This is a genomic window from Marinobacter sp. E2, from assembly GCF_055755345.1.
Window position 1 is genome coordinate 2,785,425 of record NZ_CM146911.1, and the last position, 17,808, is coordinate 2,803,232.

The following is a 17,808-nucleotide window of genomic DNA, read 5'->3' on the forward strand; positions in this document are numbered from 1 at the left end:
CCCTGCGGAACACAGAGGGCACGCCGTCACCGGCGTGATCTGATTCTAGTACAACCGTCAGTTCCAGCCCATACGGCCAGCCACCCACTCACGGACCCCCTCGCAGGCCCCCTTGCGGATGACCCTCGCACGGGAAACAGAAGCCGGCTCGCCGGGATCGATCACAGTGATCGGTACGTCCATGTCTACCTCATGAACCAGCCCGGCTGCCGGATAGACCTGCAGCGAGGTGCCGACAATAAGCAGATAGTCGGCCGAACGTACAATGTCGGCGGCCTGCTCCAGCAAAGGCACTTCCTCCCCGAACCAGACGATGTGCGGCCGGAGCTGAGCGCCCCAGTCGCAGCAGTCGCCGGGCTGAATGTCCCGGTAGCCGATGTCGTAGACCAGTTCGGGGTGCGCTGAACTGCGCGCTTTGGTCAATTCGCCGTGCAGATGAAGGACGTTGCTGGAGCCGCCACGTTCGTGGAGGTCATCCACGTTTTGGGTGATCACGGTCACCCGGTAGCGCTTTTCCAGTTCCGCCAGCCGTTGGTGGGCTTCGTTGGGTTTTGCGGAGGCCAGTTGCCGTCGACGGTCGTTGTAGAACCGCAGCACCAATTCCTGGTTACGGGCAAAGGCTTCGGGGGTGGCCACATCGTACACACTGTGCTGCTCCCACAGGCCGCCGTTGTCCCGGAAGGTGGAGAGGCCGCTTTCGGCGCTGATGCCAGCGCCGGTCAGTACAACGATGTGGTCCTGCATCAGTCGAAGATCTTGCCGGGGTTCATTACGCCGTTCGGATCAAACACCTGCTTGATGCCACGCAGGTAGGCGATCTCGGCTTCACTGCGGGTGTACTGCAGGTAGGGTTTCTTGGTCATGCCCACGCCGTGCTCGGCCGATACGCTGCCCTGGTAGCGCTCAACAATCTCGAACACCCACTTGTTCACCTGCTGGCACTTCTCGAAGAAATCCTCCTTGGCCATGTCCTCCGGCTTGAGAATGTTCAGGTGCAGATTGCCATCGCCGATGTGGCCGAACCAGATGATTTCGAAATCCGGATAATGCTCGGTAACCACCTGGTCGATTTCCTGCAGGAAACCGGGCACTTTGGAGACCACCACGGAAATGTCGTTCTTGTATGGGGTGCGCGGGGCAATTGACTCGGAAATTCGCTCTCGCAGCTGCCACAGGTTCTGGGCCTGGGTTTCGCTCTGGCTGATCACGCCATCAAGCACCCAGCCGTTCTCCACGCACTGCTCGAAGAGAACCATGGCATCGTCCATCACCTGGTCAGACACCGCCTCGAACTCCAGCAGCGCGTAATACGGCGCCTCGGTTTCGAACGGCGCCTGTACCTGGCCGTGGGCCAGAACGTGCCCCATGGCCTGATGGGAGAAGAATTCGTAGGCCGTCAGATCGATCTTCTTCTGGAAAGTCTGCAACACATCCATGGTGTTGGTCAGGTCATTCAGACCCAGCACCAGTACAGTGAGGTTATCCGGCTTGCGCGAGAGCTTCATGGTGGCTTCGGTGATAAAACCCAGGGTGCCTTCGGCGCCAATGAACAGATGGCGCAGGTCGTAGCCGGTGTTGTTCTTTTCCAGATCCTTGTTCAGCTCGAGGATGTCGCCCTTGCCGGTAACCACCTTGAGGCCCGCGACCCAGTCCCGGCTCATGCCATAGCGGATGACCTTGATACCACCGGCATTGGTGGACAGGTTGCCGCCCAGCTGGCTGGAGCCGGCGGACGCGAAATCCACCGGGTAATACAGGCCGTTGTCTTCGGCGAAGTTCTGCAGCTGTTCGGTCACCACGCCCGCCTGGCAGCGCACCGTACGATCGCTGGCGCTGAAATCCAGGATCTGATTCATGTTGTCGAACGCCACCACCACCTCGCCGTTGGCGGCCACAGCGCCGGCGCTCAGACCGGTCCGGCCGCCGGAGGGTACCAGGGCCACCTGATTCTCGTTGGCAAACTTCACCAGCGCCTGAACCTGCTCGGTGGTCTTGGGCAGGGCGATGGCCAGCGGTTTGGGTGGGTAAATTTTCGTCCAGTCCTTGCCGTAGGTGTCCAGATCGGCCGGATCGGTCAGCACTTTGCCGGGAGCATCGCCGGCGGCCATCAGGTCTTTGAGAGAAGCAATGATCTGTTCGGAATTCATGGATGTGTGGGTCTCGTCAGGTTTGGGCCGGGGCAACATGCAACCGCCATCACAGACAGTTGATTCAGGCAAACCGGCGCGCTGTGAAAATCTGCGTTTATGGTATCATACCGCCCCTGTTCTGTGAGCCAGCCCTGACGATCACTGGCCACGGGTCATTTCACGTGACGAAAGGTTCGGAAGCAAGCCCATGTCAAATACGTCTCTTGAAAAGAGCAAAATCCGGATCCTGCTGCTGGAAGGCGTGCATCAATCTGCCATTGATACCCTGAACGCTGCGGGCTACACCAATATCGAGTATCTGACTCATTCGCTGGCCGAGGAAGACCTGATCGAGAAGATTGCCGATGCGCACTTCGTCGGTATCCGCTCCCGCACCCAGCTGACCGAGAAAGTATTTGAAGCCGCCAACAAGCTGGTGGCCGTGGGCTGTTTCTGCATCGGCACCAACCAGGTTGACCTGCAGGCCGCCACCCGCCGTGGCATTGCCGTCTTCAACGCGCCTTTCTCCAACACCCGCTCGGTGGCGGAACTGGTACTGGCTCAGGCCATCCTGCTGCTGCGTGGCGTACCCGAGAAGAACGCCAAGGCCCATCGGGGCGAGTGGCTGAAGTCCGCCAAGGACAGCTACGAGATCCGCGGCAAGAAACTGGGCATCATCGGCTACGGCAACATCGGCACCCAGTTCAGCGTACTGGCCGAAGGACTGGGCATGGACGTGTACTTCTACGACGTGGTGTCCAAGCTGCCTATTGGAAACGCCACCCAGGTGGGCACGCTGCAGGAACTGCTGAACATCGCCGATGTGGTGAGCCTGCATGTGCCGGAAACACCGGCTACCAAGTACATGTTCAAGGCCGAGCAGTTCGCTCAGATGAAGCCAGGCAGCATCCTGATGAACGCCTCACGGGGCACCGTGGTGGACATCGACGCCCTGGCCGACTCCCTGCGCAGCGGCAAGCTGCTGGGCGCTGCCATCGACGTGTTCCCGGTTGAGCCCAAGTCCAACGACGAGGAGTTCGTCTCTCCGCTGCGCGAGTTCGACAACGTGATTCTCACCCCGCACGTGGGCGGTTCTACCATTGAGGCCCAGGAAAACATCGGTCGCGAAGTGGCGGAAAAGCTGGCCATGTACAGCGACAACGGCACCTCGGTCTCGTCCGTGAACTTCCCGGAAGTGGCCCTGCCCTCGCACCCGAACCAGCACCGCTTGCTGCACATCCACGAGAACGTGCCGGGCGTTATGTCCGAGATCAACCAGGTGTTCTCGGAAAACGGCATCAACGTATGCGGCCAGTACCTGCAGACCAAGGAAGACATTGGCTATGTGGTGGTGGACGTCGACAAGGCCTACGGTGAGCTGGCACTGGAAAAGCTGCGTCAGGTGAAAGGCACGATTCGCTGTCGCGTTCTGTTCTGATACCGCCTGTCGCCAGGCACAAAAAAACCGGAGCATGGCTCCGGTTTTTTTGTGCCTGACAGCGCCGCTTTACTGCATCGGCACCAGGGTCAGCTCTACCCGACGGTTCTGCTCTCGGCCGGCAGCGGTTTCATTGGAGGCGATCGGATAACGCTCACCATAGCCCACGGCGCGCGTACGCTTGGGTTCGATGCCCTGGTTCAGCAGGAAATCCCGAACCGACGCCGCCCGCTGCTCGCTCAGGAGCTGGTTGTAGCTGTCCGAGCCGGAGCTGTCGGTGTGCCCCTCAATCTGGATGATGGTCTTGTCAAATTCCTTGAGCACCAGTGCCACCGATTCCAGGGTATCCACAAAACCCGGCTGGATGGACGACTGGTTCAGGTCGAAGGTGATATTCCCCGGCATGATCAGCTCGATCTGGTCGCCGTTTCGGACCACCTGCACGCCAGAACCCTGGAGCTTCTGCCGCAACTGGGCTTCCTGGCGGTCCATGTAGTAGCCGATACCACCACCGATTGCGGCGCCACTGGCCGCGCCGATCAACGCGCCCTTACCCCGGTCACTCTTGCTGGAGGTGGCGGCGCCAATGGCTGCACCGCCGATAGCGCCGATGATGCTGCCTTTGGTAGCGTTCGAGGTTTTCTCCTCGCCGGTGTAGGGGTCGTAGGTCATACAGCCGCCGAGACCGACCGTTGCCAGTGCAAACGCAAGTATTGTCTTTTTCACAGCTTTCTCCCGTGCCTAGTGCTTCCCGGACGACGTTGAACCTGGGTGCCAGCGTCGCTTGCCGGGTTCATGAATGTATCAATAATGGTATTGAATACGGTTGCCTGCAAATCCTGGGCTTCATTTACAAGATGATGACGCCCGTCGGGGATTCTCAGTTCCTCCACCGAGGAAAATTTATTCCGGATAATTCTCAGATTGTGCTGCCAGTCGACCGTCAGGTCCTTTTCACCCTGCACAACGGTTACCGGAAAATCTACCGGCCGCGCCGACTCGATGTGCGGCACCCACTTGCGCAGAGCGGTTACCCAGTCGACATGAACCGCCCTTGCCTGCAGCGGATCGTGCTCCCGCAGAAACCGAAGAAACCGCGTGTTACCGCTGTTATCGGCGAACACACGGCGCCACCGTGAAATAAACGGCCGCATCATGCTGTGCAGCACTTTGGCGCTCACCCAGCCCATGGGGCGGATCAGGGGCGCCAGCAAAACCACTTTCTGGAAGTCCGAGGTCTGTTGGCTATGCTGGTTCGACAGCAGGTAATCAATCAGTATGGCGCCTCCGGTGCTCTGGCCCACCGCAAACCAGGGCTCCCGAATGCGCCCCCGGACGGTGGCCATGACATCCGCCAACACCGCCTGGTACTCCAGGAAGCTGCCAATGGCCGCTGGCGTACCACTGGACAGTCCGTGGCCCGGCTGGTCGTAGGCGAGCACATCAAAGCCCGCCCCCAGGCAACGATCAATCAGCTGACTGTACAGCCCCACGTGGTCAAAATAACCGTGGAGAATGAACACTGTGCCCCGTTCCGGTTGCGAATCGGGAAGACGGAAATAGTGAACCATCACTTCATGGCCACCAGCCTTGGCATAGCCCTGATGGTAATTCACACCAGGGTGCTCAACCCAGAGGTCGAGGCCATAGAAACGGCAGTATTCCACCATTTCGGCGCTGAGCTCCCGTGGACGGTCCGGATCGAACGGCTCCAGCCGTGCCAGGAGTGAGTGTCTGTCCCAATCCGGTATTTCTATGGTATCCGTTTTCCAGTACACGTAGAGTTAAACGCCTGTTATGAATGAGTTCCTGAATTCGGCCTTCAATCCTAACCCATAGCGGAGTAAAGACACAGATGTTGCAGCAGCTTCTGGAGACGGCCCTGCGCCAGACCATGAATCGCCTGGTCCGGCCGATACTCCACCCGGCCATTCCGGTGCCGGTTCAGAGAAGAATAATCCGCCAGGCCTATCGCAGCTCGTTCCCGCCCCGTGGCGCCAGGTTCGAGGAAACCACGCTGGCTACGGTACCCGCCACCCGTACAACCTTTGGTTCCGCCCACCGGGGCGCCGTACTCTACCTGCACGGCGGCGGCTACATTATCGGCTCCTCCGCAACCCATCGTGGCATTACCGGCCATCTCGCCAAAACCAGTGGCTGCACGGTGCTGACACCGGACTATCGACTGGCGCCTGAGCACCCTTTTCCCGCCGCACTGGACGATGCCGAGGCCTGCTGGTTGGCATTAATTGAAGCGGGTTTCGGGCCAGAGCAGATCGCCGTGGCGGGGGATTCCGCCGGTGGCGGCCTGGCTCTGGCCCTGGCCATGCGACTGCGTGACCGTGGGCAGCCGCTGCCCTCGTCCCTGACGGTGTTCTCGCCGTGGGTCGACCTGACCCAGGAGCATCTCTATGCACCGGAGCGGGAACCGGTACTGCAGGCGGCGTGGACCTCAAAGGCCGCCAGACTCTATGCCGGTGACACACCTCTGAGCCACCCACTGGTGTCGCCAATCTTTGGGGACCTGGGAGACCTGCCACCGATGCTGATCCAGGCCGGAAGCGAGGAAATCCTGCTGAACGACGCCGAGCGACTCGCCCGTATGGCTGCCGAGGCCGATGGGGACGTGCGGCTGGAGGTGTATAACAGCCTGTGGCACGTGTTTCAGGTGCACAGTGGTCAACTGGATCGGGCCACCGCGGCCATGTCCCGCGCCGGCGAGCACATCAGACGTCATCTGGCAGACTGAATTCGCCCCTGGCCAGGGCCTCCTTGCGCGCCCTCGGCCACTGTTTGATCTGCCACTCCAGCCGGGACGCCCGGCTCCGGTCGCCGGCTTGTGCCCTGAACACCAGCTCCAACGGGCCTTTGCCCCGCAGACTGCGGGCGCCCTTGGGGGCGCCGGCCTGGTGCTCATCGAACCGCCGTTCGACATCCGTGGTGATACCGGTGTAGAGCGCGCCCTGGGCGGTCCGCACCATGTAAACAAACCACTCACCCGCCATCGACCAACGCCTCTTCCCGGGCCTTGACCCTGCGCTGCTGCAGCCACAACCCGGCCATGATCAACACCAGCCCGATATACGTGGAATAAAGGATGTGCTCGCCCAGGATGAAATAGATAAACACCAGCGACAGGAAAGGCGAGATAAAAATCAGGTTGCTGACTTTGGAGGTGTTTTCCGCCTTTTTCATGGCGTAGGACCAGAGCACAAAGGCAATGCCCATCTCGAACACCCCCACGTAAAGCGCTGCCGCCAGAGAGGTCCCGAGTGCAAAGTCCAGGCCCTCGGTCCACCAGCAGATCACCGCAATCACCGGCAGGCCAAACAGGAAATTCAGGAACAGACCCACCACAGGGTCCCGGGTGTCGCGGGTGGCAATGATCCAGTAGGAAGCCCAGATGACCGTGCTGCCCAGTGCCAGGGAAACCCCGATGGGGTCTTCGAAGCTCAGCGACGTAACCGCGCCGCGGGTGGCAATCACCACCACACCGGCATAGCACACAAGCCCCGCGATGATATCGAGCCTCCGCAACCGCTGCCCCAGAAAGGGCACGGACAGATAGGCCAGCACCAGGGCCCAGGTATAGTTGAGCGGTTGCGCCTCCTGGGCCGGCAACCGGTCAAAGGCGCCAAACAGGAAAAAATAGTAGAGGCAGGGATTGATCAGGCCCATGCCGATGGATTGGACATATTGCTGTCGGCTCAGGGAGAACACCAGATGCCAACGCCCCTGCAGCATCAGGATAATGGCCATGACCAGGACGGAGGCCGCCACGGCAATCAACAGCATCTGCACCGGAGCCAGGTCCCTCAGGGCCAGTTTGAAGGCAGTGGCGACCGTGGACCACAGCAACACCGTACCAAGGCCATAGAGCATGGCCTGTTTCTGATTTTTCATATCGGCCTCCTATTCCGGTACCAGCCAGTCCATGTGATGGGAAAGATTCAGCACCTGCTCCCCGGCCACTTCATTGAGCATGGCAGTGAAGCGAGTGTCAAAGCCCCAGGGCGGATTGACAACCAGCAGGCCGGAGCCTGTCATGCCCCGCTCCGGCGGCTTGCGCAGGCGGACCTCGGATGTCAGGACCTTGCGCACGCCGCCGGTCTTCACGGCCGACGTCAGTGCCTCGTGGGCACCACTGGCCAGGATCGGGTACCAGATCAGGTACACGCCATGGCGACACTTCTGCCAGGCTTTCTCCAGGGTCCTTGCCACTTCCTGGTACTCGGTCTTGACCTCATAGGAAGGATCGATCAGCACCAGCAAGCGAGGCTGTCTTGGCGGCAGGTGCCGCAGCAGACCCGCGAGCCCATCCTGGCGGATCACCCTGAGACGCCCGGAGTCCGCCCAGCGGGCGAGATGCTCGCCTTCGGCGGGATGCAACTCAAACGCGGTCAGGTCGTCCTGGGGACGCAGACATTGCCGGAACCAGGCCGGAGAGCCAGGGTAGTTCACCAGCCCGTCCTGGCCCGGGTTACACTGGGCCAGGATGTCCAGCAACGGCTGCCAGTCCGGTGATTTCAGGCTCGCGCGGGCCTGCCACACTCTCTGGATACCCGAGTCTGCCTCGGCAGTCTTCCGTGCCCGCTCACTGTGCAGGTCGTACAGGGCACTGCCGGCGTGGGTATCAAAGCAGGCAATCCCGGAGGCTTTTGACTGCATCATCGCAAGGACCAGACTCAGGGCCCCGTGTTTCTGGACATCGGCAAAGTTTCCGGCGTGGAAGCCGTGAAGGTAACTCAGCATGGCGTACTCCCTGATTGCCCGGGTATTAGGCCCGATCTACCCTGCGCGGGGCAAGGGGCTCGTTCGATCGCCGCCACTCGGCAGCTGACAACGGTGCTGCTCTGGTCCAATCCGGACGACGCCACGTAAGCTGCATTTAAGGTTTCCCTTTCGCATTGGTATTCTTGCGGATTTTTCACTGGAGGACCCGGGCTTGCCGGCAGCAAACGAAGCAAAAAAGGAAACCATCGACCGCTTATACAGCCTCATCGCCAACGAGGAGGACGCGCGCGTGTGCAAGGACATCCCGGAGGAGGCCTGCCGGGAGGTGCCGCGCAATTTTTTCCTGATCCTCGCGAGCAACGTGCTGACCAAACTGGGCGACCTGCTGATCAGCCCGAAAACCGTGCTGGCCTGGTTGATGAGCGCCATCGGAGCACCAGCCCTGGTGGCCTGGCTGGTTCCGATCCGGGAATCCGGATCGCTGGTGCCGCAGATGGTGATTGCAGCATGGGTACGCCGGAAGGCCGTGCGCAAGTGGTTCTGGACACTGGGCAGCTTCGGCCAGGCCATCAGCGTTGTGGGCATGGCTGCAAGCGTCTGGTTTCTGGAAGGCTACCCGGCCGGCTACGGCATTATCGCCTCGCTGGTGCTGTTTTCCCTGGCACGGGGCTTCTGTTCGGTATCCATGAAAGACGTGCAGGGCAAGTGCATTCCAAAGACCCGGCGCGGCCGGCTTTCGGGCCTGGCCTCAACCATCGGCGGCAGCGCCACGGTGGTGCTCACGGCCCTTCTCTTCTGGGAGCGGGGCGACCCGAGCGTTGCCTTCTACACCCTGCTCCTGCTTCTGGCGGCCGCACTGTGGGTAATCGCCGGTATTCTGTTCGCCAATGTGGAGGAGTACAACGGCGAGACCGGCGGCGGTGGCAATGCCATTACCGAAGCGTTTCGCAGCCTGTCATTACTGCGGGATGATGTACCGTTCCGCAACTTCGTGATCACCCGTGCGCTGCTGCTGTGCTCGGCGCTGGCCGCTCCCTACTTTGTGGTACTCGCCCAGCAGGAAACGGACATCGGCTGGATGCTCGGCGTGTTCCTGTTGGCCAGCAGCCTTGCCAGTTCGCTCAGCGCCAGTTTCTGGGGCTGGGCGGCCGACACCTCTTCCCGACGGGTGATGATACGCGGTGCGGCCATGTCCAGCGGGGTGTGCCTGCTGGTGGCCACAGTCGCCCTGATCACTGGCCCAGACATTGGCAGCGTGTGGTTCTACCCGATCGCCTTCTTTGTACTCAGCGTTGCCCATGCCGGTGTGCGACTCGGTCGAAAAACCTATCTGGTGGACATGGCCGGCGGCAACAAGCGCACAGACTACACGGCGGTGAGCAACACGGTGATCGGGTTTCTCCTGCTGGCCACCGGCGGCCTCACCGCGCTTGTCTCATTGGTTTCCGAGGTGGCTGTCATACTGGTTCTGGGGCTCATGGGGCTTGCCGGAGTGTTCAGCGCCATCCGCCTTAAAGAGGTGACCGGCGACTGATCTGATACGCCGAACTATCGGTAAAACAGGCAACACCTGCAAAAAACGGTTTTCTTCGAAAAAGAAGGAACCTTTTAGCCAGCTTTTCCGTTGCTACCGGTAAGGATGCTTTGCAGCAGTTCACAGGGACGTGTCCACTGAACGGTCGTTTCTTTATCAAGGGCAGATCCATGCGTGCAGAAACCAGAGCAGTCGCGAAACAGCAGGAAGGTCGTCTGGTACGAACGGTACTTGGATGGTACGTCAAAACCCGGGAACAGATGGATCTGGGACCTTTCGCCTCCAGGCAGGAGGCGGCCCACGCCCTGCAGAGACACATCAGGCTCTATCGCGGGCTGAACCCACGAACAGGTCCGGCAACTGCCCGGATGCACATACACGATGCCGAGACCTGCCAGCGATCCAACTGTTGCGACTGCCTGGAAGCAAAAGAACTGGGCCTGTCGATGGCGGTGGCCTCATGAACGGCCTGCGGCCCACCAGTCAGAGGGGTAATGCCGAAGACGTCGCACTGCTGCCGCCCGGCATGAAGCTGATGCTCGCCTCCCTGTTCTGTCTTCTGGGCGTCTCCGCGCTCACCTACGTCAGCTACCTTTGATTTGTCCTGAACGACACAGGGCCGCGGATGCGGCCCTGTGTCGTTTGCGGTTGAGGTGACAGCCGGTTATGCGTCAGTCAACCGCCAGGTCCGTCTTGCTGGCACACACTGCCTGCACGTTTACCTCGTTGAGGAGCGACAGGAGCGAGGGCGCAAACTCGATAACCACCGAATCGAAGCGCTTCTCGGTCTGAAACACCAGGAAGCTGGTTGAGGTACCACCCAGCACACCGGACGCCCCCAGCAAATCCAGATCCAGCAGCCCCTCACCGGTACTTTCCTCCTGGATAACACCGTTAAGGCTGGTTCTCACAATCAGGTCGCCACCGAGCAGATCTGCCTGCAACACCTGCGGACTCTCATTGAAGGCAATGCCCAGAGCATTGGCGCCAGGGTAGGCAAAGCCGGTTGTGGCGGCCACTTTAAGCCGGCTGGTTGAGGTTCCGAGCAGATCGGTGTTCTGCAGAGTGGCGGTGTTTGTGAGGTCACCATCCACCACATTCGCCGGCTCCTGCACGTCGCAAATCAATCCCAGGCCCAGGAGGCAACCGGACAAGTCTTTCGAGGCTTCAGCCTTGATATCGGTATCGCTGGCCAGCATGGGCGTGAATGGCTGGCCCTCCACACCGCACGCGTATTCATTGTCGTTCACCAGATCGCAGGCGTCGCCAATGCCGTCGCCATCGGTATCCGCCTGGTCCGGATTCACCACCAGCGGGCAGTTATCCAGGGGCTGGCCCAGGGCATTGTCATCGGCAATACCATCGCCGTCGGTGTCGGCGTCACAGGCGTTGCCCTCACCGTCGCCGTCCAGATCTTCCTGACCCGGGTTGGCGATGCTCGGGCAATTATCGGCGCCATCGGGCAGTCCGTCACCGTCTGAATCGGTTTCGCAGGCATCGCCCACGCCGTTGCCATCGGCGTCGGCCTGGTCCGGGTTGGCAAACAGCGGGCAGTTGTCGCCGCCATCGGCAGCTGCAAGCGACTCAAAGGCGCCGTCGCCGTTGGCGGTTTTATCATCGAAACCGTCGCCGTCCGCATCGGTGTCGCAGGCATTGCCCACCTGGTCATTGTCAAAATCGGCCTGGCCATCATTGGGCACGAGCGGGCAGTTGTCTCCGCCGCTGGCAACGCTCTTCACCGAGAACGAGCCATCACTATTGGCCACCTTGTCAGCGACTCCGTCGCCGTCGGCGTCGGTGTCACAGGCGTCACCGGTCAGATCGGCATCCCTGTTTCGCTGGCTCGGGTTGGCGATGGTTGGACAGTTATCCGAACCGTTCAGCACACCATCACCATCGATATCGGAGGAGCCGCCAACCGACTTGTCGCAGGCGTCGTCTATGCCATCGGCATCAGCGTCGTTGCCCGAATTGGTGACCGTCGGGCAGGAATCCTCATTATCCGGGATACCGTCCCCGTCCTGGTCAAACAACGGGTTTGCGGGCCCGAAGGCTTCCGTGACCAGGGCGCTGTCAGAGCGACACCCGGCCAGACCCAGCAATGCAATAAAGACCACTAACATCATTGTTTTCATTGTTTTGGTTTCCATGGCGATTACTCCGCTTCTGAATCCTGGATCACGTTGAATTCAACGCGACGATTGCGTTCCCTTCCCTCTTCCGAGCTGTTGCTCCTAACAGGCCTGGACTCGCCATACCCGTTTGCAACCAGCCGCTCTGGTGCTATCCCGGAATCAATCAGGTGGTTCCGGACGGCATCGGCGCGCTTCTGCGAAAGCTGCTGGTTGTAGGTGGCAGAGCCGACACTGTCGGTGTGGCCGGCGAGCTCGACACGGAGGTCCGGTTGGCCACGCAGGGCATCCGCGGTTTTGGCGAGAATGTCCTTGGCATTGGCAGTCAGACGGTCGGAATTGAATTCGAAGGAAACTCCCGACAGCACCACGCTTTGCTCCCGATCGGTTTCGACACAGCCAACGGCGTTGACCTGGAGCCCCTCCAGGGTGTTCGGACACTGGTCGACGCCATCGACAACGCCGTCGGCATCGGAATCCGCCATTCCCACCAGCTTCTCTTTTTCAACCACCACCGGTTTCTCGATGTACCGGATCTTTTCCACTACTTGCGGACGAGTGATGCCGATGGGCAGCGTGATGCCGGCAGCGAGGTGAACGTCTGAGAGACCGTCGTCGAAGGTGTCGTACACGTAGCGCACTTCCGCGCGCAGTCTCAGACCGGAATCTGTTACGGCCGATGTCAGCACACCAAGGCCCAGGTTGCCGTAGCCTCCGAATTCACTGTCAGAATGGTTGGCCACATCGTTACGGGAAACACCCGCCCCGATCAGGCCGAAGGGTGTGAAGGTTCGCTCGCCGGGTAAGCGATAACTGAAGTCGACGCCGGCGCCCTGCTGGTAGTAGTCGGTCAGACCGGTGCGGCCTGCCTCGATCACACCGGAAAACAGTGTCGGCTCCAGCCACCAGGACTCGCTCAGCCGCTTGCCGTAGGTGGCGCGGAAGGCCGTGCCGTACTTGTCGGTGCGCTGGCTATCGGGCTCGATGTAAACGCCCATGAGCGAGAGGTCGCTGCGTGCCTGCCGGGTCTCGGCTGCGGCGCTACCCGCCAAGCCTGTCAAACCGTACCCTCCGACCAGGCAGGAAAGTAATAAGGTCTTTGGCCATCTTGTTTTGTAGTTCATTCCCTTTTGCCCCTTTCTATTCTTTTTCCACGTCTCGACAGGACGTGTTCGCGATAGTCAGGGAAGAGTCCGGAGGGGCACGATGGCCTGAATTACATGGTAGTAATGTCAGATTGATCAGAGAAGCGGGCCACCCTCAGGGTCGCCTTGGAAAATTTTCGGGTTTACAGAGAGTTACAAACCGACAGAAAAAAGACAGGAGAGCAGGCGTGGGCAGCTGTCATAAGAGGCCAAGATGACTTTTGACAGGGTTTTACAAGGCCGACGGCCTCTTTCTACCTTGAACTGTTCCACTCAGCCTCACTGTGCACCGTTAACACCACCCCGAGGTGCCATGGGCACCCGAGAGGCGAGAGAGGTTAGCGCAGGACGGGATGGCCCCAAATCAGGAAGGCGCCTTGCCATCATTCAGGGCCAGCGCCCCTTTGACGATGCGGTAGATAATCCAGATCGAGATGCCGAGCAGAATAAACCAGCCAATAATCAGCGGCGTGGTTACAATGCCGATGACGGTCCACAACAGACCGATCCAGAAGGTCCGGATTTGCCAGCGGAAATGCCGCTCGACCCAGGTGTTGCGAACGTCGTCGAGCTTGACGTAGTTGATGATCACGCCAACCAGGCCGGTCACGCCGCCCAGGAAGAATGACAGGGCCTGGAGGATGTAGACGACAACGGCCAGGTTCCGAGCCGGGTCTGCACGGCGGGACGTCGGGTCCGAATCGGCGGGAATGTACTCCGGTTCAGTCAAGGCATAGCTCCTCTGTAACAGTCACAGAAAGTCTACCATAGCCCTGGCGAACCGGAGTTACGGGCGCGTCAGTGATTGTCCGGACGATACCCCAGGCGGAACCCGCCCCAGTGCTTGCCGTTCACAAAGATGGGCACTGACAGATCGTGCATGATCTCACCGGTGTCTCTGCGGTAGGTCTGCAGCAACATGGTTTCCTTGTGAGTACCACAGCGAATCCCGGTGCGGTCGTTGAACAGTCGCTTGCTGCGACTCTTCACCAGATCCACCTCCGGGTTGCCGGTGGGCGCGTGGGCAAAATCCCGGTTGTGCGTGGGAACATAGCCGTCGGGTGCGCAGGCAATGGCAAACACGATTGCCTCGTGGGCATTCTTGACCTGCTCCTGCACCGCCGGCAGGTACTGGTCGGTAAACTGATCGAAACTGCTCGCGTATTTCTGCGGCTGGGTGTTGGCAATCGGCTTGCGCTCCCTGTCGAACAGCGCACTCTCGGAGAGCTTGCCGTCCCGAATCGCCTGCTCGAACAGCTGGCCGATCTGCTCGGCGCCCGTGCGGGCGTGATCGTAAAAAATTCGGTGATAGCTGGCGTCACTGTTCAGCGCAAACGAGGCGTTGGCTTTTTCCGCCAGTTCCATCAGCGTTGCCGCCTGCTCTGCCAGCGCCGACACGCTGGTGTCGCTTTCCGAAATCTGGTCACGCACGGTCTCGATGGCTGAAAACACCTGGGCCAGACTCTGCTCGTTGTTCTGGTCGATTTCGGCAATGCGGGCGACCTGTTGCTGCACCCGGTCAGACTGCTCGCTGATCTGCTCTAGGCGACCACCCACGCTCTCCACCGAGGCCAGTCCCTGCTCGATGCTCTGGGCCAGTTCCTCGATCCGGGAAACAATCAACGTGGTATCGGAGCGGATTTCCTCGAGGGTTTCGGCCACCTCGCCAGTGGCCTGGGCGGTGCGCCCCGCCAGTTGCCGAACCTCGTCCGCCACCACTGCAAAGCCCCGCCCCTGGTCACCGGCACGAGCGGCCTCAATGGCGGCGTTCAACGCCAGCAGATTGGTCTGTTCGGCGATGCCCTGGATGGTGGTGGTTACACCCTGAATCCGGTTGGATTTTTCATTCAGTTCCTGGATCAGTCGCAGATTCTCACCAGACTGCTCGTGCACGGCGCGCACACTGCTGATGGCCGACATCAGCGCATCGTGACCTTCGGTACTCACCTGTTTGTTCTGCAGGGCCATGGTGGCTGCATCGGCGGCCTGCTCCGAGGACTCCCGTACCGTTTCAGTGATCTGGCCGGCGTAATCGGCCATCTGGGCGGTTTCCTCCACCTGCCGATCCAGCCGCAGCTTGAGCTGATCCGCTGCAAACGACACCTGGGCCGCGGAAATAGCGTTTCGATCGGCGCTGCCGGCCAGGGTTTCCACCAGCGCCCGACCGGCCCTGGCATCTGCCAGCAATTGGGCGCACCGATCGTGCAGCGGATGATTTTCCGCCAGTGAGCCGTCGTTAAGGGCCTGAAGGCCCCGCTCCGTCGGTTCCAGAACACGGACAATCAGGAATCCTGCTGCCACGGCCAGTCCCACCAGCAGGCCGATCAACACCGATACCGGTTCCAGACCTACCATGGGCGCCCCCACTGTACAGGCGACCGCCACGACAATCGCAATCGCCACCCCCCAAAGAATCGACCTACGATCCAACAACCCCATAGTAACCTCTTATTTATAATTGCTTTTATAAGCATCTTTTATTTAAGGCCATCGCGGAGACTAAAGAATTGATGTGAGTTAATAACTCATACTTTAGTGTATTTAACACAGGTATCGGCAGGGAAAGGTATTCCTGAAACAAAAAACCGCAAACCCGACGCACTCTGTAACCAGAAGCGCCAGGTTTGCGGTCTGTCAGTTGCCGCGGGACTGCCCGGAATCAGGCGCCGACAACGTCGCCGTCGTCGCGGGTAACGATCACGGTGGCATCACGGGGACGGGATTGGCTGGCGTCCGGCCAGTTACCATCCGGGTGCTGGATGTTGACGAACATGGTTTTCACATCCGGGGTGGACGTTACACCGGTGACCTCGCAGCCCACGGGCCCAACGAAGAAACGCTTGATCTCGCGGGTTTCGGGGTTTGCCGCCAGCATCATGTTGTTCTGATAAGGCGCGGCATCGGAGCCGTCGGTCTGGATCCAGAGACGGCCGTTGTAGTCAAACCAGAGGCCATCCGGGCTGTTGAAAATGTTGTCGTCGGTCAGCGACACGATCACCTCGTCATCCACCACGGTTTCCGTGCCCTGCTCACCGGCAAACACGAAGATGTCCCAATCGAAGCCGGTGGCCGTGAAATCATCGCCGTTTTCGCTCCAGCGAATGATGTGACCGGTCCGGTTCTCAGCGTTCGGGTTGGCGGCGTTAACCTGGGCCTCAGTACGCTGACTGTTGTTGGTCAGGGTGAAATAGACCTGGCCGGAGTTGGGATCCACGGCGCCCCACTCGGGGCGATCCATGGGCGTGGCGCCGGCAATGTCGGCCGCCAGACGGGTGTTTACCAGAACGTCGGCCTGGTTCTCGAAGCCATCGAAGAAAATGTCGCTGACGGTCGTGCCAACAGCGGCGTCTACCTTGGCCTTGAAGTCGGCATCATTCAAGTCCAGAGGCAGCCAGTCGCCGGTGCCGTCGTCGTTGAACCGAGCGACGTACAGGGTGCCGTCGTCCAGCAGGTAACCGCCGGCGGTGGCCGCGTAGTAGGGCTTTGAGGAGACAAACTTGTAGATGTATTCAAAGCGGGAATCATCGCCTGAGTAGCAGACTACCGGCTCACCCTCGGTCACCGGTGCAAAGATCACGCCCTCGTGGCCAAAGCGGCCCAGGGCGGTGCGCTTCTGGGGCTTGCTCTCCGGTGTGAAGGGGTCGATTTCCACCATGTAGCCGTATGTGTTGGCTTCATTGCGGTAGTCGTCTGTTGCCGTACCCGTGCCCGGTGTTACGTTGAAGCGGATGTACTGATCGGCGCCGCTGTCGGCCAGTTCCCAATCGTATCGGCTTGAACTACCCACACCGTGGCGGAGCTGCTCCCGGGGCTGGTTGGCATCGCTGTTCGCGAAGTAACCGTGCCAGTTTTCTTCCGCCGCCAGGTAGGTGCCCCAGGGCGTCGGGCCCATGGCGCAGTTGTTCAGGGTGCCCCGGGTTTCGGTGGCGTCCGGGCTGTATTTGGTCACCAGCTTGCTGTACCCGCGGGCCGGACCGCGAATGTCCATTTCGGTGTTACCGGTGATGCGACGGTTGAACGGGCTGCCGAAGACGATGTCCCAGGTACCTTCGGTATCGCGTTTGATGTGCACCACCGACACGCCGTGAGCTGCGATTTCCTTGCGCACTTCGTCTGCAGGGCGTTCGCCAGCCACGTAGGTAGCGCCTGTGGGATGCAAGGCACTCTGATTGATGTACTCGTGGTTCATCACCAGCAGGCCTTCGCTGGAGCTGTTGCCGCCGGCCTTCAGGTCAATCGGGAAAAAGTGCACGCCATCGTGGTGCATGCCCATCTGCTGTTCCTGCTCGGCGCCGGTGTTAGTGCCGTCTGGCTTGTAGGCCGGGTAGGAGCCGGTAATCGGTGTGCCCCAGGGCAGGAAGGCCTGCGCGGAGTAACCCTCGGGAACCACCACTTCATTGGCGGTGGACGTAGGCACCGCCTTGAAGCCAAGCTGGGTGCTGGAGACGTTGCCGGTGGTGGTGCCTCCACCGTTGCTGTCACTGCCGCAGCCAGCCAGGCCAACACCCATGACGCTTGCCAGGGCGGCACCCACGCTGCCCTTCATCACGGTGCGACGTTGCATGCGGGCTGCCAGAATTTCACGGAACGGAAGGTTGCCGGAATGGTTGACTACCGGCTCGTAGTTCGGGTCCAGATAGTTGGAATCAAGGTGATGCTTGGCCATGGATTCGCCTCTCTCAAAACAGCGGGTCTG

The 17,808-nt window shown here is 60.4% G+C and carries 17 protein-coding genes; 5 read left to right on the forward strand and 12 right to left on the reverse strand.

From position 1 onward, the window contains the following. Positions 1 to 57: 57 nt before the first annotated feature. Positions 58 to 744 (reverse strand): SIR2 family NAD-dependent protein deacylase, encoded by a 687-nt coding sequence (locus AC0J1C_RS12655; protein ID WP_473044186.1) that lies wholly within the window; start codon positions 742 to 744, stop codon positions 58 to 60. Then, entirely contained in the window at positions 744 to 2,147 is a 1,404-nt protein-coding gene (locus AC0J1C_RS12660; protein WP_375192156.1) for an FAD-binding oxidoreductase, read from the reverse strand. The genes AC0J1C_RS12655 and AC0J1C_RS12660 overlap by 1 nt, the downstream gene beginning before the upstream one ends. Before the next feature lie 190 nt (positions 2,148 to 2,337). On the opposite strand from AC0J1C_RS12660, the gene serA reads away from it, so the two are divergent. Continuing rightward, positions 2,338 to 3,567, forward strand: a complete 1,230-nt coding sequence (serA, locus tag AC0J1C_RS12665) for a phosphoglycerate dehydrogenase (protein ID WP_091986930.1) — start codon at positions 2,338 to 2,340, stop codon at positions 3,565 to 3,567. A gap of 69 nt (positions 3,568 to 3,636) precedes the next feature. Here the strand turns inward: serA and AC0J1C_RS12670 are convergent, their stop codons facing one another. Both AC0J1C_RS12670 and AC0J1C_RS12675 read right to left on the reverse strand, forming a co-directional pair. Then, entirely contained in the window at positions 3,637 to 4,293 is a 657-nt protein-coding gene (locus AC0J1C_RS12670) for a YiaD family glycine zipper/OmpA-like lipoprotein (protein WP_473044187.1), read from the reverse strand. Continuing rightward, on the reverse strand, positions 4,290 to 5,345 hold the full coding sequence (locus tag AC0J1C_RS12675; RefSeq protein WP_473044188.1) for an alpha/beta hydrolase: 1,056 nt from the start codon (positions 5,343 to 5,345) through the stop codon (positions 4,290 to 4,292). Before AC0J1C_RS12675 ends, AC0J1C_RS12670 begins: the two co-directional genes overlap by 4 nt. A 77-nt stretch (positions 5,346 to 5,422) precedes the next feature. Here AC0J1C_RS12675 and AC0J1C_RS12680 point away from each other — a divergent pair, with 77 nt between their 5' ends. Then, the gene (locus AC0J1C_RS12680) at positions 5,423 to 6,316 is read left to right on the forward strand and encodes an alpha/beta hydrolase (RefSeq protein ID WP_473044189.1); all 894 of its coding nucleotides are present in this window, start codon (positions 5,423 to 5,425) and stop codon (positions 6,314 to 6,316) included. Here AC0J1C_RS12680 and AC0J1C_RS12685 read toward each other — a convergent pair. From AC0J1C_RS12685 to AC0J1C_RS12695, 3 genes are read right to left on the reverse strand one after another with little or no spacing between them, the layout of a single operon-like run. Continuing rightward, positions 6,294 to 6,572, reverse strand: a complete 279-nt coding sequence (locus tag AC0J1C_RS12685; RefSeq protein WP_473044190.1) for a GIY-YIG nuclease family protein — start codon at positions 6,570 to 6,572, stop codon at positions 6,294 to 6,296. The two genes, AC0J1C_RS12680 and AC0J1C_RS12685, sit on opposite strands and share 23 nt — an antisense overlap. Continuing rightward, positions 6,562 to 7,470, reverse strand: coding sequence for a DMT family transporter (locus AC0J1C_RS12690; RefSeq protein ID WP_091986943.1), 909 nt, complete (start codon positions 7,468 to 7,470; stop codon positions 6,562 to 6,564). The genes AC0J1C_RS12685 and AC0J1C_RS12690 overlap by 11 nt, the downstream gene beginning before the upstream one ends. Before the next feature lie 9 nt (positions 7,471 to 7,479). Continuing rightward, a complete protein-coding gene (locus tag AC0J1C_RS12695) occupies positions 7,480 to 8,319 on the reverse strand; it encodes a 23S rRNA (adenine(2030)-N(6))-methyltransferase RlmJ (protein WP_473044191.1) in 840 nt (279 codons plus the stop codon). A gap of 193 nt (positions 8,320 to 8,512) precedes the next feature. On the opposite strand from AC0J1C_RS12695, the gene AC0J1C_RS12700 reads away from it, so the two are divergent. From AC0J1C_RS12700 to AC0J1C_RS12710, 3 genes are all read left to right on the forward strand, one after another. After that, complete coding sequence (locus AC0J1C_RS12700) at positions 8,513 to 9,835, forward strand: MFS transporter (RefSeq protein ID WP_473044192.1); 1,323 nt, start codon at positions 8,513 to 8,515, stop codon at positions 9,833 to 9,835. A gap of 170 nt (positions 9,836 to 10,005) precedes the next feature. Next, positions 10,006 to 10,299 (forward strand): DUF6316 family protein, encoded by a 294-nt coding sequence (locus AC0J1C_RS12705; RefSeq protein WP_139229627.1) that lies wholly within the window; start codon positions 10,006 to 10,008, stop codon positions 10,297 to 10,299. After that, on the forward strand, positions 10,296 to 10,433 hold the full coding sequence (locus AC0J1C_RS12710) for a hypothetical protein (protein WP_375192149.1): 138 nt from the start codon (positions 10,296 to 10,298) through the stop codon (positions 10,431 to 10,433). The genes AC0J1C_RS12705 and AC0J1C_RS12710 overlap by 4 nt, the downstream gene beginning before the upstream one ends. A 73-nt stretch (positions 10,434 to 10,506) precedes the next feature. Here the strand turns inward: AC0J1C_RS12710 and AC0J1C_RS12715 are convergent, their stop codons facing one another. From AC0J1C_RS12715 to AC0J1C_RS12735, 5 genes are all read right to left on the reverse strand, one after another. After that, the gene (locus AC0J1C_RS12715) at positions 10,507 to 11,985 is read right to left on the reverse strand and encodes a thrombospondin type 3 repeat-containing protein (protein ID WP_473044193.1); all 1,479 of its coding nucleotides are present in this window, start codon (positions 11,983 to 11,985) and stop codon (positions 10,507 to 10,509) included. A 5-nt stretch (positions 11,986 to 11,990) separates the two neighbouring features. Further along, the gene (locus tag AC0J1C_RS12720; RefSeq protein WP_473044194.1) at positions 11,991 to 13,028 is read right to left on the reverse strand and encodes an OmpA family protein; all 1,038 of its coding nucleotides are present in this window, start codon (positions 13,026 to 13,028) and stop codon (positions 11,991 to 11,993) included. A 448-nt stretch (positions 13,029 to 13,476) separates the two neighbouring features. After that, the gene (locus AC0J1C_RS12725; protein ID WP_375192146.1) at positions 13,477 to 13,842 is read right to left on the reverse strand and encodes a DUF4870 family protein; all 366 of its coding nucleotides are present in this window, start codon (positions 13,840 to 13,842) and stop codon (positions 13,477 to 13,479) included. Between the two features lie 68 nt (positions 13,843 to 13,910). Further along, positions 13,911 to 15,551, reverse strand: coding sequence for a methyl-accepting chemotaxis protein (locus tag AC0J1C_RS12730; RefSeq protein WP_473044195.1), 1,641 nt, complete (start codon positions 15,549 to 15,551; stop codon positions 13,911 to 13,913). 220 nt (positions 15,552 to 15,771) lie between these two features. Then, on the reverse strand, positions 15,772 to 17,778 hold the full coding sequence (locus AC0J1C_RS12735) for a PhoX family protein (protein WP_473044196.1): 2,007 nt from the start codon (positions 17,776 to 17,778) through the stop codon (positions 15,772 to 15,774). Positions 17,779 to 17,808: the final 30 nt, after the last annotated feature.